The sequence below is a fragment of the Exiguobacterium sp. s36 genome, from assembly GCF_018618345.1.
Taxonomy (GTDB): domain Bacteria; phylum Bacillota; class Bacilli; order Exiguobacteriales; family Exiguobacteriaceae; genus Exiguobacterium; species Exiguobacterium chiriqhucha.
Genome location: NZ_JACSLW010000001.1, coordinates 107510 through 133204, shown reverse-complemented (window position 1 = coordinate 133204; position 25695 = coordinate 107510). Strand labels below are relative to the sequence as shown.

Genomic DNA, 25695 nt, shown 5'->3' with positions numbered 1-25695 from the left:
TTTCAATGAAGATCACCTACTATGGCCACGCGACCGTGCAACTCGATATCGACGGGACATCCGTCTTAATCGATCCGTTCCTGACGAGCAATCCGCATACGGACGTCGACCCGGCGAGTGTCAAAGCAGACTATATCTTGCTCACCCACGCCCATTTTGACCATATCGAAGACGTCGAATTGATTGCGAAACAGACGGGCGCAACGATTGTCGCGACACACGAGCTGGCGACATATTATGAGAAGAAGGGTTTTTCGGTCCACGGCATGAACATCGGGGGCGGCCATTCGTTCGCGTTCGGCCGCGTCACGATGACGCAGGCGTTCCATAGCTCGAGTCTCGACATGGGCGACGTCCCGGTCTATATGGGAATGCCGGGCGGGTTCATCATCGAGACGAACACACTCACGGTGTACCACGCCGGGGACACGGCGCTATTTTCGGATATGAAACTGTACGGCGAACGCTTCGAGATTGACGTCGCCTTCCTCCCGATCGGGGATAACTTCACGATGGGACCGGTCGACGCACTCGATGCGGCGCACTGGCTCCAAGCGAAACGAGTCGTCCCAATCCATTTTGATACGTTCCCGCCCATCAAACAAGACGCACGGGCGTTCTGCGATCAATTGCACCAACGTGGTCTCTTGATTGAGCCGAACACGACGATTGAGATTTGATGATGCATCCAGCGGTGCTCGAGACCGAACGGTACGTGGCGAAGCTGCATGCCGGAGACCATACCGGCCATGATATGGCCCATCTCGACCGCGTGCGCCGTTTGACGACGCATCTCGCGGAAGGCGAAGCGGTCGACGGTCTCGCTTTGACGCTCGCGGCGCTCTTGCATGATGTCGAGGATGAGAAGCTTGGACGTGATAAAGGTCTCGTCGCACGTCACCTTGACACGTTACCGATCGACCCCGAACAACGGGCTCACGTCCTGACGATGATTGACGAGTCGTCCTTTTCAAAAGGACGGTCCCCGTCGTCACGTGAGAGCGCGATGCTGCAAGACGCCGACCGGCTCGACGCGATTGGGGCAATCGGCATCGCCCGGACGTTCCAATTTGCCGGCGCACGTGGCAATAGCCTCCACGGCGAGGGTGACTCGAAAAGCGCGATCGCTCATTTCGAGGAGAAGTTGCTCCGGCTCGCGAATCAAATGCATACGGAACGGGCGAGACGAATCGCCCGGGACCGCCACGCGTTCATGGTTACTTTTTTGGACCGGTTCGAAGCGGAATGGACAGGGCAAGACATATGAAACGGCCGAGGAATCTCTCGGCCGTTTTTTGGTTAGAACGGATGTTTATTTAGCCAATGGCCACCGTCAAGGGAAATGCATTCCCCGTTCAAATAGCGCATCTCGTCCGACGCCATCCAAAAGGCGAGGTCGGCAATCTCTTCCGGTGTCCCGAACCGTCCGAGCGGCACATTGCGGCGGATGCGCTCGACTTCTTTGACGTGGACGGCTAGTTTGTCGGCTCCACCTGTCCGCTCGATTGGCCCCGGGCTAATCGCGTTCACACGCGCCCCGAACTGATATCCCCATTCGACGGCGAGCGTTCGCGTCAAATTGAGCACACCGGCCTTGGCGGCCGCGCTCGGTGCGACACCGGCGCCCGCTTGCCAGGCATACGACGCGACCATGTTGATGATGGAGCCGTCACGCAGTTGCTCCCGTTCCCAATGCTTGCCGAGAACGTGGGTGCAGTTGAACGTCCCGTTCAAGACGATGTCGATGACGCTCGTCCATCCGTTCGGCGTCAAGTCGAGCGTCGGGCAGACGAAATTACCGGCAGCGTTGTTAACGAGCGCGTGCACTGGACCGAACCGTTCAATGATTTGATCGAGCGCAACGGCACACCCCTCATAGTCACGCACATCGTGTTGCACGGCTATCGCCGCTCCGGCCCCGATGGTCTCCAGTTCGCCCATTGCTTCTTGTAGCCGCTCCTCGTTGCGGCCGCTGATGGCGACGTTCCAGCCCTCGGTCTTGAATTTTAGCGCCATCGCCTTGCCCATCCCCGATGAGCCACCTGTGATCCAAATCGTTTTCATACAAATCCCCCTTTGGAATGAATGGTCGTTCAGTTTATGTATTCGCTCAGCGAAGGGGGGATTCCTGCAAAAAAAGTGACGGCCGTTGGGCCATCACTTCAACTGCTCTAAATAGGTCAATCCGAGTTCACGGTCGATGCGATACATCTTCCCGGCGACTTTCTCGCCCCAATACGGGTCCGAGGCGTAATTGACGTTGACGCCTTCTTGTTTATTGCCAGGGAACGGTCCTCGGTCATAGGCGCCCGTCACGTACTTTTCGGCGAATAAACGAGCCGCCGCATCGATGCTCGCCTCGACAGACGGATAGGAGGCCGCATTTCCGCTCGGGTCGTTGTCGGTCGCCTGGAAGCCGAACAAGTTATTCTTTTCCCGGGCGATGGCTGACGTACCGAATCCGGACTCGTGTCCGGCGACGGCCATGAGGAACAAGGCGTTGATGCCGAACTCTGCCTCGGCATCTTTGAAGGCGTCGCCTTTACCAGCGAGCGGGCTGTCGTCGAGTGAGCCGAGGAAGGCGTCGAGCTCGCGAGCCGAATACGGTGCCTTCGACGCGATCGAGGCGAACTGGTATGGCGAATCGAACACGTCGCGCACGTCCTCCGTATAATAGCGGTCGGACGACTGTTGCGGCGCCGGTCCGACGAGGAACGTCCCGGCCAAGTTGCCGTTCGCCTCGACGGTATGGAACACTTGTCCGTCCCGCATCTGATAGAAGCCGCGACGCTCGACGACGGCGTCTGGATAAAGCGTCATGTCGGCCGGCTTCACGTAGACGTCGGCGCCGGAAATGTTCACCAACAAATGCTTGTCGGCCGTCTGCACGAGACGGAGGCGGGTCCCACCGGCGACATACGACTGCCGTTTCTTAAACTCGGCGTCTTGATACAAGTTCGTGATTCGGTCGGTCGGGGTGACGGCGATACCGGTACCTATGAAGTCGATGACGTCGCCTGACGCATCGAGCAGGGCCCGGTTGCCCCCACGTTCCATATAGTCCCGCGCCTCGTCGAGTGACTCAAATGATCGGGTCGAGACGTCCCCGCTGTCATAGGTCTGAACGGTATACGAGCCGCTCGGACGGTCTTGGAGCCAAAGGAAACCTAAAACGGCGAGGGCGAGCGTGAGCAGCGTGGGAATCACGCCACGTTTTTTTCTTTTCAATACGATCACTTCCAAACATATGGATTGCCAAACGGAACAAACTAGTGAACAATTTTGTGAGAGAGGAGGAGATTTTATGAAAATCGGATCACGTACGCTCAAGACGGCGGCAGCAGCCGGGATCGCCATGCTCATCTCCGAGACGATTCATCTCGATTACTACGTCTTCGCAGCCATCATCGCCATCCTCAGTATTCAGGAGACACGGAAAAAGTCGTTTCGGGCTTCCTATGAGCGGGTCATGGCCAGCCTGATTGCAATCGGCATGGGGGCATTGATGTTCACCTTGCTCGGTTATTCACCGGCGACGCTCACACTTTATTTTGTCATGTTCATCCCACTCGTTCAACAGCTCAAACTGCAGGACGGCATGATCACGAGTGTCGTCATCTTGACCCATCTATATACGGAAGGGCAGTTCTCGCTCGATTTGTTCGTGAACGAGCTGTTATTGATCGCCATCGGCGTCGGGGTCGGACTCGTCGTCAACATGTATATGCCGACACTTGATAAAGAGATCGAGCGCATCAAAGACAATATCGACCGGGCCCTCGCCGTTCACTTTTATGATGTGGCCGCCTGTGTCGAGACGGGCGTCTATAACGACCATTCGATGATGCTCTTGAAGACGCGGGATTATTTGAAACAAGGGAAAGACCTCGCGCTCCGTCGCATGGGGAACTCGATTGGGAAGCGGAACGAGGACATGGATTACCTGTACTTCCGAATGCGGGAGCGGCAATATGACATCTTGAAGCGCATCGCCGAGAACTCACGGGAGATCACGATGGTCGTCAATGAGGCCAAACCGGTCGCGACGTTCCTTCGGCGCGTCGGCGACAACGTCAACCAACGGGCCGACGCTTCGACGTTCCTACGGGAGCTCGAAGAGACGATTGAGCATTATCGAAAAAACGTACCCCTCCCCACGTCGCGTGAGGAATTTGAGGTACGTTCATCGTTATTAAATATTTTGTCGGACGTGAAAAGCTACTTGATTTTAAAAGAGCGGTATATCCTGCTGTTACAGGAACATGGCCACCCCGGACAAAAACGTGCTCAATAAAAAGATGGATACGATGACGACGACACCGATTTGAATGATGCGTTGACGCTTTTTCTGTTTCTTACTCATGACGTTCCTCCAAATGTGTTTGTCCTCATTGTACAGAATGGAAAAGGTTCGTGCAAACGGCACGAGTTTGTTATAATAACCTAGAAATGTTTGGATGGAGGGATGTTTTCATGGTAAACGAGAAACGAGTGCTTGACACATTTTTACAACTGGTCGGGATCGACTCAGAGACGAAAGAAGAAGCAGTCATCTGTGAGCATTTAAAGGCGGTCTTCACAGAGCTCGGATGCGACGTCTATGAAGACGATGCGTCGACGAAAACGGCTCATTCAGGTAACAACTTGATTATTACGCTACCGGCGACGAAACAAGGCGTCGACCCGATCTATTTCACGGCGCATATGGATACGGTCACACCTGGTAAAGGGATCAAGACGAGTATTCAAGACGGTTACGTCGTGACGGATGGGACGACCATCCTCGGGGCGGATGATAAAACCGGATTGACGGCGATGATCGAACTCGTTCGCGTGTTGACGGAACAAGCGATTCCACACGGTCAAATCCAGTTCGTGATCACAGTCGGAGAAGAATCTGGGCTCGTCGGGGCAAAAGTGCTCGATCTTTCGAAAATTGATGCGAAGTTTGGATTCGCGCTCGATTCGGATGGCCCGGTCGGCGACATTATCGTCGCAGCACCGACTCAGGCGAAAGTGAACGCCAAAATCTATGGCAAGACGGCTCATGCCGGTGTAGCCCCGGAAAAAGGTGTATCGGCGATTCAAATCGCGGCGAAAGCAATCGCGAAGATGAAGTTAGGTCGCATCGATGATGAGACGACGGCAAACATCGGACGCTTCGAAGGCGGCCGTGCCACGAACATCGTCTGCGACTACGTCGAAGTCCTCGCCGAGGCGCGTTCATTGATTCATGAAAAGATGGAAGCACAAGCCGAAGCGATGAAACAAGCGTATCTTGACGCAGCTGAAGAACATGGCGGACGTGCGGAAGTCGACATCGACATCATGTACCCAGGCTTTAAGTTCGAAGAAGGGGACGAAGTCGTCGAAGTGGCGAAAGCAGCCGCGACAGCGATTGGCCGTCCAATTCGAATCTTGCATTCGGGCGGCGGTTCTGACGCCAACGTGATTGCCGGCGGTGGGATTCCGACCGTCAACCTTGCTGTCGGATATGAAGAAATTCATACGACGAACGAGCGTATGCCACTCGTCGAACTGTACAAGTTGGTTGAATATGTCGTTCAAATTGTCGAGCTCGTCGCGACACCTAAAACGAAATGAAAAAGAGCCGACGTGATGTCGGCTCTTCCTATGTGTTCGAGCTATTATGCGGCGAACTCCAACGATTCTAAAACGAGTTCGTCTGAACAGTGAAGTTCCATCGCTATGTCGTGAATGAGGATTGAGGTGCCTAATTCTTGTTGGTGTTTGCGATTCATTGAAGTCGCCCGTTCCCGGATCTGTTGATAGATCGAGTCGGAATGTTCAACTTTCTTCATCACGGATCACATCCTTTTTCAACGATTGCCTACAGTATAGCATGGAATGGACGACAAGAAAGGACAATATTATTTATGAAGTTACAATTTTTAGGAACTGGCTCCGGTATGCCGTCGAAACAACGGAACGTCTCGGGGTTGGCACTTACGCTTGCGAAACAGACGTGGCTTATCGATTGTGGCGAGGCGACCCAGCACCAAATGTTGCATACGAAAGTCAAGCCGCGCAAAGTCTCAGCCGTCTGGGTGACACACCTTCACGGGGATCACGTCTTCGGTCTGCCCGGGTTTCTGTCGACGCGCTCGGCGCTCGACGGATCGAGCCCGCTCACCTTGTATGGACCGAAAGGCATCAAGAAATGGCTCGAGTTGACGATGAAAGTAACCGGTTCTTATCTCGGCTATGATTTGACGATTGTCGAGTACGAGGACGGCGATACGTTCGAACAGGACGGGCACATCGTCACGGTCAGACGGCTTGAACATCGCTTTCCGTCTTATGGATTCCGCATCGAAGCGCCGGAACGACCGGGCGCATTGCTCGTCGAAAAAGTGAAGGCGCTCGGCATCCCGAGCGGACCGATTTATCGGACGATCAAGCAGTCTGACACGTTCGAGTTTGAAGGGAAAACGTACGCCTCTAAAGAATACGTCACTGACACGGTTGCCGGACCGGTCGTGGCGATTCTAGGCGATACGGTCCCTTGTCCGAACGCAGCCATCCTCGCTACTGGCGTCGACGTGCTCGTTCATGAAGCGACGTTCATGCAAGCAGAGGCGAAACTCGCCCGTCAATACGGCCACTCGACGACAGTTGAGGCGGCAACGCTCGCAAAAACGGCGCAAGTTGGCCGTTTGATTGTCACGCATATCTCGGCCCGCTATCAAGGTCGAGACGAGGCGTTTGTGGATGAAGTGCGCACCGTGTTTCCAGACAGCCATGTAGCGACTGACTTCTTCGAGTTTACAGTGGGGGATTAACGTGACAGTACAACTATACGTATGGCTAGGCTTTTTCGTCATCAGTACGTTGCTAGGTTTACGCTTAAATCAACTGAAAGAACCGGAACCAAACTTTCTTATCAAATTTTTATTTTTCTCATTGCTCGGGATCGTTTCATTCCCGATTGGTGGCTTTCATATTCCAATCGGATTCCTGATGTCGTTCTTATTCTTCCCGAAACGCAATAGCCGCTATAAATGGTACGGGGCGCTCGTCGGATTCTTTTTCTTCATCGTCCTCTTGTTCGTCCCACTCTTTGATCAATCTGAATTCCGGGCCGAGTCACAACAGATTGGAACGGTGTCGATTCAAGACGAGACGTTTGACGAGATGACGGACAACATTCTGCGCCGGATCAACAGTGAGTCCATCAAACTCGACCGAAGCAAAATGATTTTCAGCGAGGACGGTGAACTCCGTTCGCTCGAATATTTGCTCATGGTCGAACGCGCAAATTCGTATCAACAGATTCGAATCAACTACGACGAATCGGGCGAGCTGACGTATCGTCAAGTCGATGAACTGAATAAGGACTCGGGAAGTGCGTTCTTCGAGAAACTCGTCGACTTTGAACATATGCTCGACGCGATCCGGAAACCGGCCTGGTCTGAATTCACGACACAAGTCGATGCCCCGTTCCTCCAGTTCTCATTCGATGGGCTGTACGACATGTACACGTTCGAGAACGAATCGATGCTCATGATCAATCGGGATAATCGCCTCGTCAAGTTCTGGTTGCAACGCGAGCCGGTGCTCGCCAACAGCATTCAATTGTCGGGATTGAGCCAGCAAGGGCGGACGACGGGTGAGAAATACACGATTCTATACAACTACTCTATCCATCAACGAGAGGATTTGACTGATTTATGAAAAAATTGCTTCTGATGAGTTTACTTGTCCCGCTTTTGACCGCATGCGGAGGAGATACGACATCGACCGAGGAAGCGGCTTGTGATGTCGAGCCGACGATTTCTGTTTACAATGCGGCGACCGAAGAGACGCTGTTCAATGAGAAGAGTGTCTGCTTAGAAGAAGGGGCGACGGTACTCGATGCCCTTGAAGCGACCGAGCTTGACATTGAATCGGTCGGCGACGGAGACATGACTTATGTCACGGCCGTTGACGGGATTGAAGAGAAGTCGGCCGGACAATCCTCAGGCTGGGTTTACGCCTTCAATGGTAGCCCGGGCGATGAAGGCGCCGGAGCCAAAGAAGTCGAATCGACCGACATCATTCAATGGCGGTTTGAAGAAGATGCGATTTCTTTCTTCGAATGAGGCAGATTGGGAGCGCAGACATCCGGTCACGCTCCTTTTCTTCTTACTCGTCCATTTGTACGTGTTGACATACTTGAATGACTCGATTTGGCTCCTCCTCGGTCTGTTCGGTTTGTTACTGATGGAACGACGGTTTCCACTGGCGATGCTCGGTGTTATCCTCGCGTTCTTATTGATTTCACTTGCCCCATTCGTTCTCGGTTGGAGGATTTCGGTCGGTGGTGTCACAAATCAATTGATTCCACTCGCGACTTTTTTGTTCGGTATGATTTGGGTCAATCGATTCATGCGCCTCGAGCGTTTATTGCCGTTCTTGAACAAATGGCCTCGTTCGACAAGGTTGCTGTACGGCGGTTGGGCGCTCGTCCCGACGATGGAACGGGCGGTCCGTTTATCGTTGGCCAGTCATCCGCGACGTGACTGGCAAGAGGCCGTCGTCGTCGGTATCGACAGCCAACGCCTCGAGCCGGTATATGTGACGAATCGGATGAGACGCTTCGAACGACATGACTGGGGCCAATGCCTCGTCCTCGCTAGTTTCGGGGCGACTGCGGCTATGGTCACACCGGTTGTTTGGCTTCTGTATCCATATTTGACGAAGGGAGGGGTGCGCGATGCGTTGGTTATCCTTGGCAGACGGACGTGATGAATTCGAGGAGTGGGTGAGGGAAGAACAAGCGCGAGTCGTTCGCCTCGACACTCCGCTTGCTGGGAAAGTCGCATCGCTCATTTCTGGGAGTGACGCCCTGCGAGGAGCCGAACTGGCTGCCATTCTTCAAATCGATCATCTATTTCATAAGCGATTCGACGAGTGCTCAAGTGGGGAACGGCAACTCGTCCGAATCGCTCACGCACTGGCCGATTCATCCGAGGCGATTGTCTTAATCGAGCCGTTTCGACATTTGGATCGGTTTCGGGTCGAGCATTTGACGATGTTGCTCAGCAGGTTGACCGGGCTCGGCGTTCGGATTGCATACACGGACAGGGCGCGCGAACATACCCCATCCGACCCGTTTCACGTCAATCCGACCATGAATCAGCCCCAACTTGTCGTGACGGACGTGTCCTATCGCCATCCGTTGCAGGCTTCCTATGCGGTCGAGCATGTGTCATACGAGGCGAAGCAGGCAGGACTGACCATCTGTATCGGAACGAACGGGAGCGGGAAATCGACGTTGCTCGAATTGATTGCCAAAAGCGTGCGTCCCTTGTATGGGAAGGTTAAATGGGGCGAGCGGCCGGTTTATTTACCGGCCGAGCAAGAGTACGGCCCGTTCCCGCATGCGGCGAATCGTCGCGTCGCTCAACTGCAGGCCGTCTTCGATTCTGAAGCTTCGCTGTTCTTGTTGGATGAGCCAAGCGTGGGCTTGACCGAGCAAGAGCGCTCTCAGTTTGAACGAGCGTTAACCGAGAAAGCCATGACAGCACATGTTTTGTGTGCGACGCATGATGAGCAACTGATTCAGGCGGCAGACCGCATCCTTTGCCTGTCGAACGGTACGATTGTCTTCGATGGCGATTTAGCCGAGTATAGGAAACGGAGTGCGCTATGGTCACATACGTCCTCATCCTAATCATTGCGGCGGCGATCATGTCAAGATTTGAGCGGACGGACATCCCGATTGCCGTTCTGACACAGATTCTCGCGCTTGCCGTCATCGGGCGCTGGTTATTCGTGGCCATCCCGAACGTGCAACCGTCGACGGCGTTGCTCATGTTGACGGCCTTGTATTTCGGGTTCACGAGCGCCGCGATGCTGGCGTTGTTCGTCCCGATTTTATCGGGACTGTTGCTCGGACTCGGTCCGTTCGTCTTGTTTCAATTTTTAGGATGGCTTCTCGTCGTACTCGTCGTCATTTTACTTAAACCACTGCTTCGTCACTCGCGGTGGCTCCTAGCTTTAGTAGGTCTGGGGGCCGGTTTTCTCTTCGGCTGGACGGCCAATCTTTCGTTCGCGGAGGTCATCGGGGCCGACTTCGTCAAACTGCTCGTGCTCAGTCTACCGTTCGATGTGGCCCACGGCATCGGGAACGCCGTCTTCCTCATCTTGTTGCATGACTTGTTCGTTCGCATATTTGTGCGGGAAGACGGGTAACAAGTAGGTATCACACGAGTGAGGTGACACGTGCATGAGCGGATACGTCAATCTGGTTGAAATCGGTTGGTTTCTTTTCATCGGACTGTTGTTTATGGGGCTCAATCTGTTTTTGATGTCACGTCGGCTGCTACGGACGCGCTACGGGATGCTCAGTATCCTCGGGGCCAGCGTTTGGCCGGCACTCATGATCGTCTTGTCCGTCCAAGGTGGAAGCGTCCTCGGCGGGCTGACGGAACGGGCGCTCACCCTCGAAAGCACCTTGGCTTGGTCGGTCGTCGTGGCGACGACACTGATGGTGTGTATTCCGGGCATAACACTCATCCGGCGCATGATTCAGTTGGCGCGGTCATAATCAAATCACATAAAGCAGGAGGAAGTCCCCCGGGGGACCTCCTCCTTTTTTAACGTGCATACATGGGTTAAATCGTCGAGACGTCTTCCGATCCAGCATCTGATGGTTTTTGGAAGCGGCGCAAAATCTCAAGGCTGACTGCGCGTGGCATGAGCTTGGCCGCGGCGACAAGCAGTTGGTTCGACACACCCGGCACGATGACGCGTTTGTTGGTCATGACGCCTTTATAGCCGAAGAAAGCGACGAGATGAGACGGCATTTTTGACACCATCATCTCGCTGCCGGCCCGATTGAAGAATCCGGTATCGGTTGGACCTGGACAGAGGACACTCACGTGCACGCCTGTTCCTTTCACTTCGGCATGGAGCGCCTCGGTGAGCGATAACACGTAGGCCTTCGTCGCGTAGTAGACCGCCATATACGGACCAGGTTGGAAGGCGGCGACCGATGCGACGTTCAACACATAGCCATGATTCCGTTCCACCATGCCCGGCAAATAAGCTTTCGTCAATTCGGTCAAGGCGTTGACGTTCAAACGGACCTCTTCGGCCTCGGTCTCGGCATCGAGCTCGATAAACTCGCCGGCCGTTCCGAAACCGGCATTGTTGATTAAAAAGTCGACCGTCAGTCCGGCATCGGCGATTGCACTCGTCAATCGTTTTACGGCTTGGTGTTCAGACAAATCGAGGGCGAAGACGTGTACGCTGACACGGTAACGTTTCTCCAGTACTTTTTTTAATTCGTGCAACCGAGGCTCGTTGCGAGACACGAGGATACAATCAAATCCATCCCGGGCCGCTAACACGGCAAGATCGAGTCCGATTCCTGTCGAGGCTCCAGTAATTAAGGCTGTTTTTGTCAAAATCGTCCACTCCTTCGATATAAAAAGTCATACATTGTTACTGATTTCTTCACGAGTTGTTAAATTCCTGCTCGGCCGCGACGTCAAAACGTATGCTAGAGTATAGCAAGAATATGTGATTAGACTCACAAAGTGAGGAGAAGAAACCAGATGATGATACAGCTAGTGACTACAGCACAGGGCGTCGAGCAAGCAGAAGCGCTGATTATGGCGGGCTCTGACCGCATCTATATCGGAGAAGCAACATACGGGTTACGCCATAAGGGAGACTGGTCGTTGGAGGCTGTGCGAGAAGTCACAGCGATTGCCCACCGTTATGGCAAAGAAGTGACCGTCGCCGTCAATAATTTGATGCACAATCATCAGATTGAGACGCTGCCTGACTATTTATCGGCTTTAAAAACAATCGGGGTTGACAGTGTGACGGCCGGTGACCCGGGCGCCATCCGCTTAATCCGTAATGCAAATATCCCCTATTGGTATGATGCTCAAACGCTCGTCACGTCGGCCCGACACATTCAATTTTGGGGCAAACGCGATGCGATCGGGGCAATCGCGGCCCGTGAAGTGACGTTGACTGAACTCGGGCTGATTCAACAGCAAATCGGATTGCCGGTCGAAGTCCAAGTGTACGGACCGACGTGTATCCATCATTCGAAACGTCCGCTCTTGACGAACTACTTCAATGAGATTGGCCGATCGAACACGTTGGCAGAAGCACGCGAATATTATGTGAGCGAACCATCGGATGCGGACAGCCGCTATCCGGTGTATGAAGACGAAAACGGGACGCATGTGTTCTCTGAGGATTTGACGCTTATGGGACAACTGCCCACTTTAATAACAGGCGGCCTACACACGTGGAAGCTCGAGGGTTGGCACGCGGGTGATGCATTCGTTGATATCGTCCGCTTGTTCGATAAGGCCCGCTCAGATTTATTGAACGGTCGATTCGACCGTCTCGTCATGGAACGGCGTCTCGCCGAACTGCAGCCGGAACAATTCCGGCTCGGGACGGGACTATTGTTACGAAATCCAGAAGAGATCAAGTGAGGGATTGAGATGAAAAAACGTCCAGAATTATTAGCACCGGCCGGCAACTTAGAAAAATTGAAGATGGCGATTTTGTATGGGGCCGATGCGGTCTTTATCGGGGGACAACAGTTCGGACTCCGCTCTCGGGCCGGCAATTTTGGGTATGACGAGATGGCCGAAGGCGTCGCGTTCGCCCATGCGCGCGGGGCAAAAGTGTATGTCGCCGCGAATATGGTGACCCATGAAGGCGATATCGATGGCGCGGGCGAGTTCTTTTGCAAGCTTCGCGATATCGGCATTGATGCCGTCATCGTGTCCGACCCGGCCATGATTGAGGTATGCCTCACGGATGCGCCGGGACTTCCGGTCCATTTGTCGACGCAGGCGTCAGCGACGAACTATGAGACGCTCCGCTTTTGGCAAGAGGAAGGATTGGAGCGAATCGTTCTCGCCCGCGAAGTATCGATGGAAGAAATCAAAGAGATGAAACGGCAAGTCGATGTCGAAATCGAGACGTTCGTCCATGGGGCGATGTGCATCTCGTACTCGGGACGTTGCACCTTATCGAACCATATGGCGCTCCGCGATGCGAACCGGGGTGGCTGTGCCCAGTCGTGCCGTTGGAAGTACGGATTCTTTGAGGCGGACGAACTGTTGACTGACGAGATGGCAGCACGCGACGAGGAACCGTTCTCGATGAGCTCGGTCGACTTGGCGATGGTACGTCACATTCCGGACTTGGTCGACGCTGGCGTCGACAGCTTGAAAATTGAGGGACGGATGAAATCGATTCACTATGTGGCGACCGTTTGTAACGTCTATCGTCAAGTCATCGACGCGTACTGTAATGACCCCGAGGGCTTCGAGTTTAATCCGGCGTGGGAAGAAGAAATCTGGAAAGCGGCACAACGAGAACTCGCGACCGGATTCTATTACGGCGTCCCGACCGAGAACGAGCAACTATTCGGTAAGCCGCGCGCCATCCCGCAATATGCATTCGCGGCACGCGTCATCGCGTATGAACCGACGACAAAAATAGCGACACTCGAGCAACGAAACCATTTTCGGCGCGGGGAAGAAGTCGAGTTCTTCGGTCCCGGCTTCGTCCGTTTCTCGCAGCGCATCGATGAGCTGTACGATGAGTCGGGAGAAAGCCTCGAGACGGCGAACCAGGCGATGATGACGGTACGTGTCAAGGTCGAGCAACCGGTCGCGACCGATTTCATCATGCGCAAGCGAAAAGCCGGCGTCGTGAACACACCTGTGCCGAGCCCGGTCTGACACATCCGGCAAGACAACATAGTCGACCGTTCCATCCAATCTTGCTAACCTGTTAACATAGACGACAAAGGGGATGGAAGCATGAATCAGAATACGGAGCAGCTCCGGACCGATCCAATCGGACGCCTGCTGTTCAAACTGTCGCTACCGGCAATGATCGGGATGCTGGTGACGGCACTGTACAACATCATTGATACAATCTTCGTCGCCCGTGGCATCGGGTCGACTGCCGTGGCTGCCATCGGGATCGCCTTTCCGATTCAAATGATTCTGATGGCCGTCTCGAGCGCTGTCGGTTTGGGCGGGGCATCCATCAGTTCAAGGAAACTCGGCAAAGGCGACGATGCCGGTGCCGCCGTCACGTTTTTGAACGTGCTCGTCCTCGTCGGTGTGTTCGCCGCTTTTGCGGTCAGTTCCGCCTTTTTCATGTTGGATGACATCTTGAAAGTGTTCGGAGCGACGTCGGCCATCATGGAACTGAGCCGACAATACTTATCGGTCGTGCTCATTAGCTCTCCGTTCTTCATGTTCACACTCGCGGCGAGCGCGATGGTACGGGCTGAAGGACAGGCGCCTTATCAGATGAAAGTGATGCTCACGACCGTTGTCGTCAACTTGGTGACGACGCCGCTATTCATCTTCACGTTCGGCTGGGGCATTTACGGGGCCGCTTGGTCGACGGCGCTCGCTCAAGTCGTCGGGTCTGTGCTCATGCTCCGTTTCTTCTTCTCAAAAAATCGCCGCACCGAGCTCGATTTCCAATGGCGGAAGTTTCGATTACGGTTCGGCGAATTGAAGGAGATTATGGCGATCGGCTCATCTTCGTTCATCATGATGGTCTCCCAGTCGATTTTATTCGTCGGGGTCAACGTCATGCTCGGAACGTACGGCGGGACCGAGGAACTTGCCATCTTTGCGATTATCAATAAATTCATGGCGCTCGTCGGGATGCCGATTATGGGCATTGTCCAAGGCATGCAGCCGATTGTCGGTTACAATTTCGGCGCCAAACAATTCGACCGGATGAGGGAAACGATTTGGACGGCAATGCGGGCTGGAATTGCCATCGCCGTCATCATCTGGTTGACGCTCCAGTTGATTCCGGAACAACTGATGCGCATGTTCACAACCGACGCCAACTTGATTGCCGGCGGCGTGACGGCGATTCATGTGTTGTTCGCCGTCTCGTTCCTCCCGAGCGTCCAAATGCTCGTCAACGGCATCTATCAATCGCTCGGGAAGGCTCGGGTCGCGATGTTCTTGTCGCTGTCGCGGCAGACGCTCTATACGATTCCACTCGTCTTCATCCTGCCGAACTTCTTCGGCGTGTTCGGTGTCTGGCTCGCGTTCCCAATCGCTGATGCGATGACCTTCCTGACAGCGGTCGGGATGGCTGTTTGGGATCGCAAGCTCTTATTCCGCCCGTCAGAAGACGAAATCGAAGCGAAAGCAACCAATTTATGAAGCGACGTCCGTTCTTGTGGAGCGGGCGTCTTCTTTTAGGAACAAGTAAATTCCGCCGAGCAGGACGGCCGCACCGACCCATTGCATCACGCCGAGACGCTCGTCGAAGAAGACGAACCCGAAAAGCATGCCCCACAATGCCTCGCCAAGGATGGTGATGCTGACAACGGTCGCACTGACACGGGCGAGCGCATAGTTGAACAAGTTATGTCCTAAAATCGTCGGGAAGAAGGCGAGGGCGAGGAAATACCACCAGTTGACCGATTCGAACGCGGTGAACGTCGTCCCCCGGACGAGAAGCATGAAACAGAGGACGACCGCTGCGACGAGATAGACGCTGAACGAGTATGTATTCGTGTTCATCTCGGTCCGGACGTGTTGGCCGACGAGCCAATAGCCGGCGATGAGCAGAGCAGCGATTAAAGCGAGCAAGTCCCCGAACAGCGCTTCACGTCCGAGTTGAATGTCGCCTGCTGCGACAAGCATACCTCCGAAGACAGCGATGAGCGAGAAGGCTAACCCTTTCCGGGTCGGATTCTTTTTAAAAATCAAGGCGTTCCCGATTAAGACAAAAATCGGGCTCGAAGTGACGAACAGCGTCGAGCTAGCGACGGTTGTATAATCGAGCGATAAAAACCAGAGCCAAAAATGGAACGCGAGCAACGTCCCGCTGAGGAGCAAGGCATATCGCGTCATGAGTCGTGTCCCGAGGAGCGATTTGAAATCGACGAAGGGCAACAACATCAGGCACGTGATCAGCATACGGTAAAACGCGGCCGTCTCGGCCGGTGCGGACGTCCATTTGACGAACAAGACGCTCGTCGATAAAAAGAAGACGGCGGCGAATAAGATAAGATAAGACAAGAGACATCCCCCTTTATGTTGTACATACTCTTCTAATGATATTATAGAATAGATAAGAAAATACATTCTTTCTCGAAAGTGTCGTTCCGACGAGATTTCGGATGACTGTGAAAGTAGGGATCCTATGAGATTAATTATTGCGGAGAAACCGTCGCAGGCCCAAAAACTGGCTGCGCCGTATCCATCAAAAAAGAAAAAAGACGAGATTGAGATCGCTTCATGTGCCCGGTTCCCAGAAGGCGCCATCGTCGTCTGGGCGGTCGGTCACTTATGCGAGCTGCAAGAACCGTCCCATTATAAGCCGGAATGGAAGTCTTGGAAATATGAGTCGCTCCCAATCGTGCCGGACCGATTCGACTATCGCATCTCGAAAGGCAAGTCGAAACCGTTCCAGACGATTAAGAAATGGCTGCACGACCGGTCCATCACCGACGTCATCATCGCATCCGATGCCGAGCGGGAAGGAGAAGCAATCGTCCGTCTCATTTTACGGCTCGCCGGCAATCAAAAACCTTTGTCGCGCCTATGGATCTCGAGTTTGACCGAGCAGGCGGTCGACCGTGGTTTCGCCGCACTGCTACCAGGCGACCAGACGGTCCCGTACTATCACGAAGCAATGAGTCGCGCCTGTGCCGACTGGCTCGTCGGCATGAACGCATCAAGAGCGTATACAACGCTGTTGAAGACGATCGGCATCGAGGACGTGTTTTCGCTAGGCCGTGTCCAGACTCCGACGCTCGCTTTGATTGTCAATCGCGAACGTGAGATTAAACAGTTCGTCCCAGAGCCGTATTTTGAGGTCGAGGCGACGCTTCAAAAAGGACGCGGCACGTTCAAAGCGAAATACACGCTCGGTAAGACGACGAAACTAAAGACTCGCGAACAAGCCGACGCGGTCGTCAACCGGGCGACCGGGACGGCGATTGTCCGTTCGATTGACAAAGAGGACAAGACGGAATACCCGCCGTTTTGGTTCAGTTTATCGGGTTTGCAGGCCGAAGCCGGCAAGCGGTTCGGCTTCGGGGCGAAGAAGACGCTCGACATCGCTCAAAAGCTATATACGAAAGGATGGATCAGTTATCCGCGGACTGACTCAAGTTTCGTCACACCGGACGAGGCGACGTTGTTCCCACAGACGAAAGCAAGGCTATTGAAGTCGGCGGCCTATGCCGAGTTGAAAGACGTGTTGACCGAGAACCCGTCCCGGAACAGCCGCTACGTCAACGCGAAAAAGGTCAGTGATCACTATGCGATCATCCCGACCGAGGCGTGTGGCGATGTGGCCCGACTTAGCGGGGATGAGGCAAAACTATACGATTTGATTAACCGTCGCTTTCTTGCGGCGTTCGCCCCTCCGGCCAAGCTTGAGAAAACGACGGTCGACCTCATGGACGGCGACGACCTGTACCGGGCAAAAGGGACGGTCGTCGTCAGTGCCGGCTATCGTCAAGTCGTCGAGATGAAGTCCAAAGACGTCGAACTCCCGGCGCTCACACTCGGGGAGCCGTTGACGGAAAAGAAAGTCGAAGTATTATCGAAACAAACGGAGCCACCGAAACGGTATACAGAAGGCGCGCTCATCATGGCGATGAAGGTGGCCGGTAAGCAGCTCGATGATGAAGAACTGATTCATATCATGAAAGAAGTCGAGGGGCTTGGAACCGAGGCGACACGAGCCAATATTATCGACGGATTGAAGAAGCGGGGCTATGTCGACCTACAAAAGAAAGAGCTCGTCCCGACCGATAAAGGGCGCTTGTTGATTGACGTGCTCGGTGACAGTATCCTTGCTTCACCGGCCATGACGGCCAAATGGGAGAAACGTCTCAACGAAATCGGGCAGGCATCGGCTTCGGCCGCCGAATTTATCGACCAGGCGAAAAAGATGTCGATTCATCTCGTCGAAGAGGCGAAAGCGCGAGTCGAGACGGCGAACCCGGAAGGCTATACGATTGAAGCACGACGTTTCGGGAAGAAGTCGGCGGCGCGGCCGAAAGCATCGTTCGGCGTCTGCCCGAGCTGTGGCAAGGGACTCGTCGAGCATGCGAAATTCATCGGTTGTAGCGGCTTTCGCGAAGGTTGCAAGTTTACGATGTCGAAACAAGTACTCGGCGTCGGAATTGCCAAAGATGAACTGAAACAGATGATTAACGGCGGGCAATCGAACGTGCACACGTTCAAAAAAGGGGACAAGACGTTCGATGCCGCGCTCTACCTTGAAAAAGGGGCACTTCGATTCGAATTTAAATAAAAAATAGAGCCATCCGCCGATGGCTCTATTTTTTCTGCTGTTCTTCTTCAGTGATGCGGCGATTGATTTCATCGTAATCGAGCACGATGTCGTCCTTGTTGTCTTTATAGGCATATCCTTTTTGAATGACAACGATTGACGCGATTAAGACGAGCAAAATAATCAAACCGCTCACAGCGAATATCCATCCCATGCGGCATTCCTCGCTTTCGTACTTCCAGTATGCCAAAAACGAACGAGATTCTCCATCTTTGAACCACTTCGAACTGTCACAGCATTGAAATACCTAATGAAGCGATTAGATATGATACAATAATATGCAGAAGAACACTGACAGAGAAAGTAGGGATGACTATGGCGATTTTGATTGTGGACGACGAACCGGTCAATACGATGGTTCTCGAACAATTATTGCATCAACATGATTATGAGACGATTTCAGTCTCGAGTGGTGAAGATGCGCTCGCGCTCCTGATGGACCCGCAAGCCCCGTCGCTATACGACCTTGTCCTGCTTGATGTCGAGATGCCAGGAATCTCTGGAATCGAGACGTGCAAACGGATTCGACAGATGAGCGGCTATGAGGAACTTCCCGTCATTATGGTCTCGGGTCGCACCGAGGAAAAGCAAATCGCAGAAGGTCTCGACGCTGAAGCGTCCGACTATACGACGAAACCGATTAAAATCACGGAACTGCTCGCGCGCATCCGCTCCGCACTCCGTTACAAAGCGGCCGTCGATGAACGCAAAAAATATGAGGCGCGGCTCCAATATGACCTCGATCTCGCACAAAAGATTCAACAGAGCGCGTTGACCCCGCCCATCAGCAACGATGAGATTGACGTCCGGGCCCTCTACTTGCCGTCTAAAAAACTGGCCGGGGATATGTATGCCTGGTTCCAGGTCGCACCGGATCGCTATGGGGTCATCATCTTCGACGTGATGGGGCATGGTGTCTCGTCGGCGTTGATTACGATGGGGATTCGGTCGATTTTGCCCGGTCTCGTCAGCAACGTACAATACCCGGTCGATGTGATGAGTGAGTTGAACCGTCAGATGACGTTCTTGTTCTCGGGAGAGGACATGCAGAGCTATTTCACGGCCGTCTATTGTTATATCGACACGACGAAGCGTCAAATCGAGTACGTCAACGCCGGTCATCCGCCGGTCATCGTGACGTCGGACTCGGGTGTGACCCGTCTCGAGACGACCGGTGTCCCGGTCGGCATGTTCGAGGAACCGAATTTTGAATCGAAGGTCATCGACATCGATCCGGGGATGACGATGCATATGTATACAGATGGATTGATGGAATGTTACAGCAAAGACATCGACGACGGCATCCGCTGGCTCGAGAAGGACGTCGCGTCATACGGGCTTGACTACGCGCGTCACGTCGCCGAACAACTCGTCCCTAAAATCGAGATCGACGATGACTTGTGTCTCGTCACAGTCAAATTGATGTAAAAAGATGGTGTCGCCGCAACGGGCAACACCATCTTTTTTTAGAAATATCGCTTGCGCCACAAAATGTAAAAGGCGAGGCTTGAGAAACCGATCATCATCGTAATGGCGAACACAAAGCCGATTGGTTGTCCTTCCCACGGCACTTGGACGTTCATCCCGAATATTCCAGAGATCATCGTCGGAATACTAAGTACGATCGTGATCGAGGCCAAGAACTTCATGACGAAGTTGACGTTGTTCGAGATAATCGAACCGAAGGCGTCCATCTTGATGCTGATGATATCGTTATAAATCGACGCCATCTCCATCGCCTGACGGTGCTCGACGAACACGTCTTCGAGCAACTCCTCGTCTTCCTCGTGCTTCTCGAGACTCGGTGTCTTGACGATGCGGTCGAGGACGCTGTCGTTCGCTTTGAGCGACGTCATGAAGTAGACGAGCGACTTCTGTAAGTTCATCAATTGAAAGATTTCCTGATTTCGCATCGAACGTTGCAACTCTTGCTCGAGCTCGTCCATGCGCCGATCGATTTGGCGAAGGAAGCGCAAGTACGTCATGCTGACTCGGTGCAAAATCTGAAAGACGAACCGGCTCCGGTAGTTCGTCCGGAACAAACGGGCTTTTCCGTTGGCGAACAAATTGAGCACGTCGAGGTCACGCGAACAGACGGTGATGAAGTGTCGTCCCGTGACGATAATCCCAAGTGGAATCGTATTATAGGCGCGTCCTGTGTCGTCTTCTTCCACATATGGGACGTCAATGATCATGAGGAGGCCCTCATCATCTTTTTCAAATCGTGGTTTTTCTTCAATATCAAGCGGGTCGTAGACGAAATCTTCAGGAATGCCGGAGGCGGCGATGACTTGATCGGCCTCATCTTTCGTCGGATTGACGAGTTGAATCCAGCTCCCTTTGTCAAAGTCTTCGATTTCGTCGACACGCCCAGATGCGTCGGTACGGTAAATCGTTAGCATAATGTTCCTCCTACCTTAGCTCAACCTAATTATAGGTAGGCGAATGGGAGAGTGCAATCGGAAAAGGAGGAGTTTTTTTGTTTTTTCTCGAAAACATGCTACAGTGGGTAGGAATGTTAGTAGGATTGAAGCAAAGGAGGGATGGAGTTGTCACAAACGCCCCATAATGCTCTGTTTAACGAAGAAAAGTTGGCGGAGCTCCATCAAATCGCTAGCGGAAATAAAGATTTCTTAAAAAAGATTGCCGAGACATATATCCGCCAATTTGAGGCGAAATTCCCGGAATTGAGACGCATGGTGCTGGAACGAAACCATGAACAAATCGAACAGCTCGCCCACTTGTTGAAAGGGGCCTCCTATTCTGTCGGCCTCGACGAGACGGCCGCCCGGTTCCATCAGCTCGAAGTGGCTGGAGAGACGAACGAGACCGAGAACCTTGAACCGATTCTCGACGACATCGAAGCCGATATGCGCCGCTTCGACCAAGAATGGGAAGCGCGCTTGAATGCATTATCATAAATAAAACGGGATTTCGCCGCAAGGCGAAGTCCCGTTTTTCGGATTAGGCTAAAAATTCGTCGAGTGTGGCAATCAACATGCCAATCTCTGGCTTCGTGATTTGGGCGTTCGCCCCGACCGCGTCGCCTTTATGTTTCAAGTCGTCCGAGATGAGCGAAGAGAAGATGATAATCGGCAGGTCGGCGAAACGATCCATCTCACGGAGTCGTTTCGTCAAATGCAAGCCGTCCATTTGCGGCATCTCGATATCGGTGATCAGCAAGTCACAATGGACGTCGCTCTGTTCGAACGCATCGAGCGCTTCCTTCCCGTTATTGAAAATCGTCGTGTTGAAATAGCCGGCGTCATCGAGCGTATCGATGATGAGCGTCCGCAACATCTCCGAGTCTTCCGCGATCCAGACGTGTTTGTTCGAGCGCTCCCGGGCACCGAGTCGTTTGACCGATTCACGGGCCATGATGTCTTTACGGGACAGTTCGAGGGCGATGCGCTCGTAGTCAAGAAGGATAATCATCTGGTCGCCTGTCTTGACGACCCCGTTCGTGATTCCTTGCATGCCGCGTGCGAGATCAGACGGCGTGTCGATCTGTTCCCAAGAGATACGCTTAATCTCTGTCACTTGATCGACGCGGAGCACCGATTTCTCTCCGTTAAACTCACAGACGATCAAGCGATCGTTGTCTCCGACGTCACGCGGATGTCCGATGACCATCGGTAAATCGATGACCGTCATGACCTCACCACGGAGCTCAATCAATCCCATGATTGCTTCCGGAGTGCCCGGGAGCGGAGTGAGGGGAAGCATCGTGATGATCTCACGTACCTTCATGACGTTAATCCCGAAAATGAACGGGCCTGACTGGAAAATAACGATCTCTAATTCGTTCGTGCCTGCCTCAAGTAAAATATTATGATCCATGCTCACTGGTGGTCCCTCCTAGTTCACGTACTCTCATCTCTTCTATCGGTCGATTTGATGAACATCTTCAGTTGAAAGTGGCAAAGTCGAGGCGGAATTGACAAAAAATTGACGAGTAACCGTTTACATTACATAAACTGAATCTTTATAGTTGTTCAACCGATTTGATTTTGCATACAATGGGGGTGGCAACGAGATATCAAAGCTTACTCAGGAGGCAGATAGAGATTATGAGTATGAACACGTATCCATATTTAATTAATGGACAATGGCAGGAATCGACAACGAACGAAACAATCGAACTCGTTTCACCTTATACAGATGAAGTCGTCGGGCACGTCCAGGCGATGTCTCGCGACGAAGTCGACGAGGCGATTCACGGCGCGAAAAGCGCACAACAGGAATGGGCGGCGCTTCCGGTCAACAAGCGTGCCGAACTGTTGTACGCTTGGGCGGACAAACTCGAAGAACGCGTTGATGAGATCGGTCAAATCATCATGCGCGAAGTCGGGAAGAACTTGAGCGACGCGAAGAAAGAAGTCGTCCGGACGGCGGAAATCATCCGCTATACGGCCGAAGAAGGTCTTCGCTTCACGGGCGGGTTCATGCAAGGGGACTCATTCCCTGGCGGTTCGAAGAACAAGATGGCAATCATCAAGAAAGAAGCTCTCGGTGTCGTCCTCGCGATTTCACCATTCAACTACCCGGTCAACTTGGCAGCAGCCAAAATCGCACCGGCGCTCATCACAGGTAACGCGGTCGTCTTCAAACCGGCGACACAAGGTGCCATCAGTGGTGTGAAGATGATCGAGGCACTCCAAGATGCAGGTCTTCCAAGCGGTCTCTTGAACCTCGTCACAGGGCGCGGGTCGGTCATCGGTGACTACTTGACGTCACACCCTGGCATCGACATGATCACGTTCACGGGCGGTACCGGGACAGGTCAACACTTGTCTCAACAAGCATCGATGGTACCTGTCGTGCTCGAACTTGGCGGGAAAGATCCGGCGCTCGTCCTCGAAGACGCAGACCTCACGCTCGCGGCTGATCAAATCGTCAGCGGGGCGTTCTCGTATTCAGGACAACGCTGTACGGCGATTAAGCGCGTATTCGTGCTCGAGCACCAAGCAGACGAACTCGTCGGCATGTTGAAAGAGCGCGTCGAGAAGCTCACGGTCGGGTCACCGGTCGATAACAGCTTCATCGTCCCACTCATTGACAAGAAGTCGGCGGATTACGTCCAAGGCTTGATTGACGATGCCGTCAACAAGCAAGCGACAGTCGTCCACGGAAACGAGCGCGACGGCAACCTCTTGCACCCGACGCTCCTCGACCACGTCACACGTGAAATGCGTGTCGCTTGGGAAGAGCCGTTCGGACCAGTCTTGCCGATCATCCGCGTCAACTCGCTCGACGAGATGATTGAACTCACGAACGAGTCTGAGTTCGGTCTTCAAGCGAGTGTGTTCACGCAAAACGTGAACAGCGCCTTCACGGTCGCCGACAAGCTCGACGTCGGTACGGTCCAAGTGAACGGCCGCACGGAACGTGGCCCAGACCACTTCCCGTTCATCGGCGTGAAACAGTCAGGCCTCGGTGTTCAAGGGATTGGACGCAGCCTCGAGACGATGACACGAGATAAAGTCACAGTCATCAACCTATAAGACATCGGAGAGGAGAAATCCTCTCCTTTTTTTGTGTGATTGAAATCCATTCTTATCGACAGGTATAATGAGTGAAGATAGGTGGAAGGGGTTGTGGGGACGTGGCGAACTGGATTTCAAGCCAACTGGCAAGACTCGATATACCGACGCCGTTCGAGGTCGGCAACGTAAACGTTTATGTCGTCGAACACATGAACCGTTTCTTTATGGTCGATTGCGGACCGGATACGGAAGAGGCGTGGGCCTCATTGACGACACAACTGGCCGAGCTCGAGTTGACGCTCGCGGATATTGATTTTTTATTTTTGACGCACCATCATGCCGACCATGCGGGTCAGGCGTGGCGTCTGCGTGACGCCTCGATTCCCGTCTACGGACATGAGAAGCTCGTTCGCTACTTGGAACAGACCCCGAACTTCATCAAACGGGGCAATCAGTTCTTACACGACTTGGCGCACTGGTTCGGGACACCAGAGGCGATTGTGAACAAATTGCCCGATTATCGGGAGGCGTTGCGCTGGATTGGTCCGACGACCGTCACGATGACGTTCGAGGACGGGCAGGACGTGACGAGCGACGGGGCGTGGAAGACGATCCATCTGCCTGGGCATGCGAGTGACCAGCTCGGACTGCTCGGTCCGGGTGGCGTGTTAATCGCGGGCGACCATTTAATCGATGCGGTCGAACCGAACCCGCTCATCGAGCAGCCGTACGAAGAGGAAGGGTTCGCTTCGCCGGTCGTCCTGTATCTCGATTCACTGCGGAAATTGCAGTCGGTCGACTTGAAGCTCGTCGTGAGCGGGCATGGGGAACCGATTCACAAACCTCGTCCATTGATTGAGGCCCGCATCAGTCAGCGCTATGAGCGAAGTGAACTGCTCCTGAACGACTGGGTGGACGGCTTGAGCGTGTTCGATTGGTCGATGCGCCTGTATGGACGCAAGATGCGGCGGGCGATGCCGCTCGTCTTCAGTGAGGTGTTCGCCCGGTTGACGTTACTCGAGGAACGTGGGCGCGTCGTCAAACAGTTGACGGATGGAAAATGGATTTATGTGAGAGTGGAGGACATCGTAGAATGAGACATATTGTCATCACGGGTGCGTCGAGCGGCTTTGGGGCCGCGCTGGCGCATTCTTTTTATGAGTCGGGTGCCCGATTGACGTTGATTGCACGGAACGAGGAGCGGTTGCGCGAACTCGGACAGAAGTTATCGGCCGATTGGATGGTGGCCGACGTCTGTACCGACTATGACACGCTCGTGGCCCAAGTCGAACGTACATATGGAGCAATCGACGTCTGGGTGAACAATGCCGGAATCGGCGAGTTCGACCGGGTCGTCGATCAAACGACCGACGTCATCGAGGAGACGATGTGCTTGAACGCGACCGCACCGATGTTGCTCGCGCGTGATTGTGCGCGAACGATGCGCCGTGGCAGTACGATCATCAACGTCTGCTCGCAAGCGGCAAAAGTCCCGACCCCAAAATCGGCCGTCTATGCCGGATCGAAAGCGGCGCTGCTCCAGTTCTCGAACGCGCTCCGGTTGGAACTGAAGCCGGCTGGGATTCATGTATTGACCGTCAACCCGGGACCGATTGCGACGCCGTTTTTTCTCCGGGCCGACAAGAGTGGACGTTACGAAGCGAGTGTGAAATCGATTATGCTCGATCCCGATCGTCTCGCGAAACGCGTCGTCGCGGCATGTGAGGCGTCGAAACGTGAAGTGAACGCCCCGTGGTGGATGGAACTTGGCGCGAAACTGTACGCAATGTGCCCGGTCATGTTCGAACGGCTCGCAAAACGGGGATTTGACAAAAAGTAAATGCGTCAACATAGAGAAAAA

General features: G+C 53.6%; 28 protein-coding genes. 20 read left to right on the top strand and 8 right to left on the bottom strand.

The annotated features are described in order from the left end of the window. The first annotated feature begins 5 nt into the window (after positions 1-5). Both KNP95_RS00690 and KNP95_RS00685 read left to right on the top strand, forming a co-directional pair. Entirely contained in the window at positions 6-680 is a 675-nt protein-coding gene (locus KNP95_RS00690; RefSeq protein ID WP_214835148.1) for a metal-dependent hydrolase, read from the top strand. Beyond that, complete coding sequence (locus KNP95_RS00685; RefSeq protein WP_242678914.1) at positions 680-1267, top strand: HD domain-containing protein; 588 nt, start codon at positions 680-682, stop codon at positions 1265-1267. The genes KNP95_RS00690 and KNP95_RS00685 overlap by 1 nt, the downstream gene beginning before the upstream one ends. A 32-nt stretch (positions 1268-1299) precedes the next feature. Here the strand turns inward: KNP95_RS00685 and fadH are convergent, their stop codons facing one another. Both fadH and KNP95_RS00675 read right to left on the bottom strand, forming a co-directional pair. Further along, on the bottom strand, positions 1300-2064 hold the full coding sequence (gene fadH, locus KNP95_RS00680; protein ID WP_021067675.1) for a 2,4-dienoyl-CoA reductase: 765 nt from the start codon (positions 2062-2064) through the stop codon (positions 1300-1302). Between the two features lie 93 nt (positions 2065-2157). Further along, on the bottom strand, positions 2158-3237 hold the full coding sequence (locus tag KNP95_RS00675; protein ID WP_353048979.1) for an N-acetylglucosaminidase: 1080 nt from the start codon (positions 3235-3237) through the stop codon (positions 2158-2160). A gap of 67 nt (positions 3238-3304) precedes the next feature. Between KNP95_RS00675 and KNP95_RS00670 the strand changes: the two genes are divergently transcribed. Together KNP95_RS00670 and KNP95_RS00665 are read left to right on the top strand one after the other, a co-directional pair. Then, positions 3305-4294, top strand: coding sequence for an aromatic acid exporter family protein (locus KNP95_RS00670; protein WP_021067673.1), 990 nt, complete (start codon positions 3305-3307; stop codon positions 4292-4294). A gap of 179 nt (positions 4295-4473) precedes the next feature. Further along, positions 4474-5604 (top strand): M20/M25/M40 family metallo-hydrolase, encoded by a 1131-nt coding sequence (locus tag KNP95_RS00665; protein WP_029595289.1) that lies wholly within the window; start codon positions 4474-4476, stop codon positions 5602-5604. Between the two features lie 44 nt (positions 5605-5648). Here the strand turns inward: KNP95_RS00665 and KNP95_RS00660 are convergent, their stop codons facing one another. Beyond that, the gene (locus KNP95_RS00660; RefSeq protein WP_021067671.1) at positions 5649-5822 is read right to left on the bottom strand and encodes a hypothetical protein; all 174 of its coding nucleotides are present in this window, start codon (positions 5820-5822) and stop codon (positions 5649-5651) included. A 75-nt stretch (positions 5823-5897) separates the two neighbouring features. Between KNP95_RS00660 and rnz the strand changes: the two genes are divergently transcribed. Genes rnz through KNP95_RS00625 form a run of 7 tightly spaced genes read left to right on the top strand, consistent with a single transcriptional unit; the run spans position 5898 to position 10552 of the window. After that, the gene (gene rnz / locus KNP95_RS00655; protein ID WP_031200286.1) at positions 5898-6803 is read left to right on the top strand and encodes a ribonuclease Z; all 906 of its coding nucleotides are present in this window, start codon (positions 5898-5900) and stop codon (positions 6801-6803) included. Position 6804: 1 nt separating this feature from the next. Beyond that, entirely contained in the window at positions 6805-7695 is an 891-nt protein-coding gene (locus tag KNP95_RS00650) for a hypothetical protein (RefSeq protein ID WP_029595291.1), read from the top strand. Beyond that, positions 7692-8102: a DUF4430 domain-containing protein gene (locus KNP95_RS00645; RefSeq protein ID WP_021067668.1), complete on the top strand. Its 411-nt coding sequence runs from the start codon at positions 7692-7694 to the stop codon at positions 8100-8102. Before KNP95_RS00650 ends, KNP95_RS00645 begins: the two co-directional genes overlap by 4 nt. Further along, positions 8080-8748, top strand: a complete 669-nt coding sequence (locus KNP95_RS00640; RefSeq protein ID WP_214714668.1) for a hypothetical protein — start codon at positions 8080-8082, stop codon at positions 8746-8748. The genes KNP95_RS00645 and KNP95_RS00640 overlap by 23 nt, the downstream gene beginning before the upstream one ends. After that, the gene (locus tag KNP95_RS00635; RefSeq protein WP_214835146.1) at positions 8717-9676 is read left to right on the top strand and encodes an ATP-binding cassette domain-containing protein; all 960 of its coding nucleotides are present in this window, start codon (positions 8717-8719) and stop codon (positions 9674-9676) included. The genes KNP95_RS00640 and KNP95_RS00635 overlap by 32 nt, the downstream gene beginning before the upstream one ends. After that, the gene (locus KNP95_RS00630; protein WP_214835145.1) at positions 9652-10197 is read left to right on the top strand and encodes a hypothetical protein; all 546 of its coding nucleotides are present in this window, start codon (positions 9652-9654) and stop codon (positions 10195-10197) included. The genes KNP95_RS00635 and KNP95_RS00630 overlap by 25 nt, the downstream gene beginning before the upstream one ends. A 34-nt stretch (positions 10198-10231) precedes the next feature. Further along, positions 10232-10552 carry a hypothetical protein gene (locus KNP95_RS00625; RefSeq protein WP_214714680.1) on the top strand — a complete coding sequence of 107 codons (321 nt, stop codon included), beginning with the start codon at positions 10232-10234 and terminating at the stop codon, positions 10550-10552. Between the two features lie 67 nt (positions 10553-10619). On the opposite strand, the gene KNP95_RS00620 is transcribed toward KNP95_RS00625, so the two are convergent. Further along, positions 10620-11414 carry an SDR family NAD(P)-dependent oxidoreductase gene (locus tag KNP95_RS00620; protein ID WP_021067663.1) on the bottom strand — a complete coding sequence of 265 codons (795 nt, stop codon included), beginning with the start codon at positions 11412-11414 and terminating at the stop codon, positions 10620-10622. 150 nt (positions 11415-11564) lie between these two features. Here KNP95_RS00620 and KNP95_RS00615 point away from each other — a divergent pair, with 150 nt between their 5' ends. From KNP95_RS00615 to KNP95_RS00605, 3 genes are all read left to right on the top strand, one after another. Continuing rightward, positions 11565-12467 (top strand): peptidase U32 family protein, encoded by a 903-nt coding sequence (locus KNP95_RS00615; protein ID WP_021067662.1) that lies wholly within the window; start codon positions 11565-11567, stop codon positions 12465-12467. A gap of 9 nt (positions 12468-12476) precedes the next feature. Beyond that, a complete protein-coding gene (locus tag KNP95_RS00610) occupies positions 12477-13730 on the top strand; it encodes a peptidase U32 family protein (RefSeq protein ID WP_021067661.1) in 1254 nt (417 codons plus the stop codon). A gap of 81 nt (positions 13731-13811) precedes the next feature. Next, the gene (locus tag KNP95_RS00605; RefSeq protein ID WP_021067660.1) at positions 13812-15194 is read left to right on the top strand and encodes an MATE family efflux transporter; all 1383 of its coding nucleotides are present in this window, start codon (positions 13812-13814) and stop codon (positions 15192-15194) included. Here the strand turns inward: KNP95_RS00605 and KNP95_RS00600 are convergent. Continuing rightward, positions 15189-16058, bottom strand: coding sequence for a DMT family transporter (locus KNP95_RS00600; RefSeq protein ID WP_021067659.1), 870 nt, complete (start codon positions 16056-16058; stop codon positions 15189-15191). The genes KNP95_RS00605 and KNP95_RS00600 overlap by 6 nt on opposite strands. 124 nt (positions 16059-16182) lie before the next feature. Between KNP95_RS00600 and KNP95_RS00595 the strand changes: the two genes are divergently transcribed. Continuing rightward, the gene (locus tag KNP95_RS00595) at positions 16183-18309 is read left to right on the top strand and encodes a DNA topoisomerase III (protein ID WP_029595302.1); all 2127 of its coding nucleotides are present in this window, start codon (positions 16183-16185) and stop codon (positions 18307-18309) included. Between the two features lie 25 nt (positions 18310-18334). Here the strand turns inward: KNP95_RS00595 and ytzI are convergent, their stop codons facing one another. Further along, positions 18335-18502 (bottom strand): YtzI protein, encoded by a 168-nt coding sequence (gene ytzI, locus KNP95_RS00590; protein WP_021067657.1) that lies wholly within the window; start codon positions 18500-18502, stop codon positions 18335-18337. A gap of 161 nt (positions 18503-18663) precedes the next feature. Between ytzI and KNP95_RS00585 the strand changes: the two genes are divergently transcribed. Next, on the top strand, positions 18664-19776 hold the full coding sequence (locus KNP95_RS00585; protein WP_214835144.1) for a PP2C family protein-serine/threonine phosphatase: 1113 nt from the start codon (positions 18664-18666) through the stop codon (positions 19774-19776). A gap of 38 nt (positions 19777-19814) precedes the next feature. Here KNP95_RS00585 and KNP95_RS00580 read toward each other — a convergent pair whose 3' ends face one another. After that, positions 19815-20750 carry a magnesium transporter CorA family protein gene (locus KNP95_RS00580; RefSeq protein ID WP_021067655.1) on the bottom strand — a complete coding sequence of 312 codons (936 nt, stop codon included), beginning with the start codon at positions 20748-20750 and terminating at the stop codon, positions 19815-19817. A 141-nt stretch (positions 20751-20891) separates the two neighbouring features. Between KNP95_RS00580 and KNP95_RS00575 the strand changes: the two genes are divergently transcribed. Then, a complete protein-coding gene (locus tag KNP95_RS00575) occupies positions 20892-21269 on the top strand; it encodes an Hpt domain-containing protein (protein ID WP_021067654.1) in 378 nt (125 codons plus the stop codon). 43 nt (positions 21270-21312) lie between these two features. Here the strand turns inward: KNP95_RS00575 and KNP95_RS00570 are convergent, their stop codons facing one another. Then, a complete protein-coding gene (locus tag KNP95_RS00570) occupies positions 21313-22188 on the bottom strand; it encodes a chemotaxis protein CheV (RefSeq protein WP_021067653.1) in 876 nt (291 codons plus the stop codon). A gap of 227 nt (positions 22189-22415) precedes the next feature. Here KNP95_RS00570 and KNP95_RS00565 point away from each other — a divergent pair, with 227 nt between their 5' ends. From KNP95_RS00565 to KNP95_RS00555, 3 genes are all read left to right on the top strand, one after another. Further along, positions 22416-23852, top strand: coding sequence for an NADP-dependent glyceraldehyde-3-phosphate dehydrogenase (locus tag KNP95_RS00565; protein WP_029595305.1), 1437 nt, complete (start codon positions 22416-22418; stop codon positions 23850-23852). Positions 23853-23953: 101 nt separating this feature from the next. Further along, on the top strand, positions 23954-24931 hold the full coding sequence (locus KNP95_RS00560; RefSeq protein WP_214835143.1) for an MBL fold metallo-hydrolase: 978 nt from the start codon (positions 23954-23956) through the stop codon (positions 24929-24931). Further along, positions 24928-25674: an SDR family NAD(P)-dependent oxidoreductase gene (locus KNP95_RS00555; RefSeq protein WP_021067650.1), complete on the top strand. Its 747-nt coding sequence runs from the start codon at positions 24928-24930 to the stop codon at positions 25672-25674. Before KNP95_RS00560 ends, KNP95_RS00555 begins: the two co-directional genes overlap by 4 nt. Positions 25675-25695 lie beyond the last annotated feature (21 nt).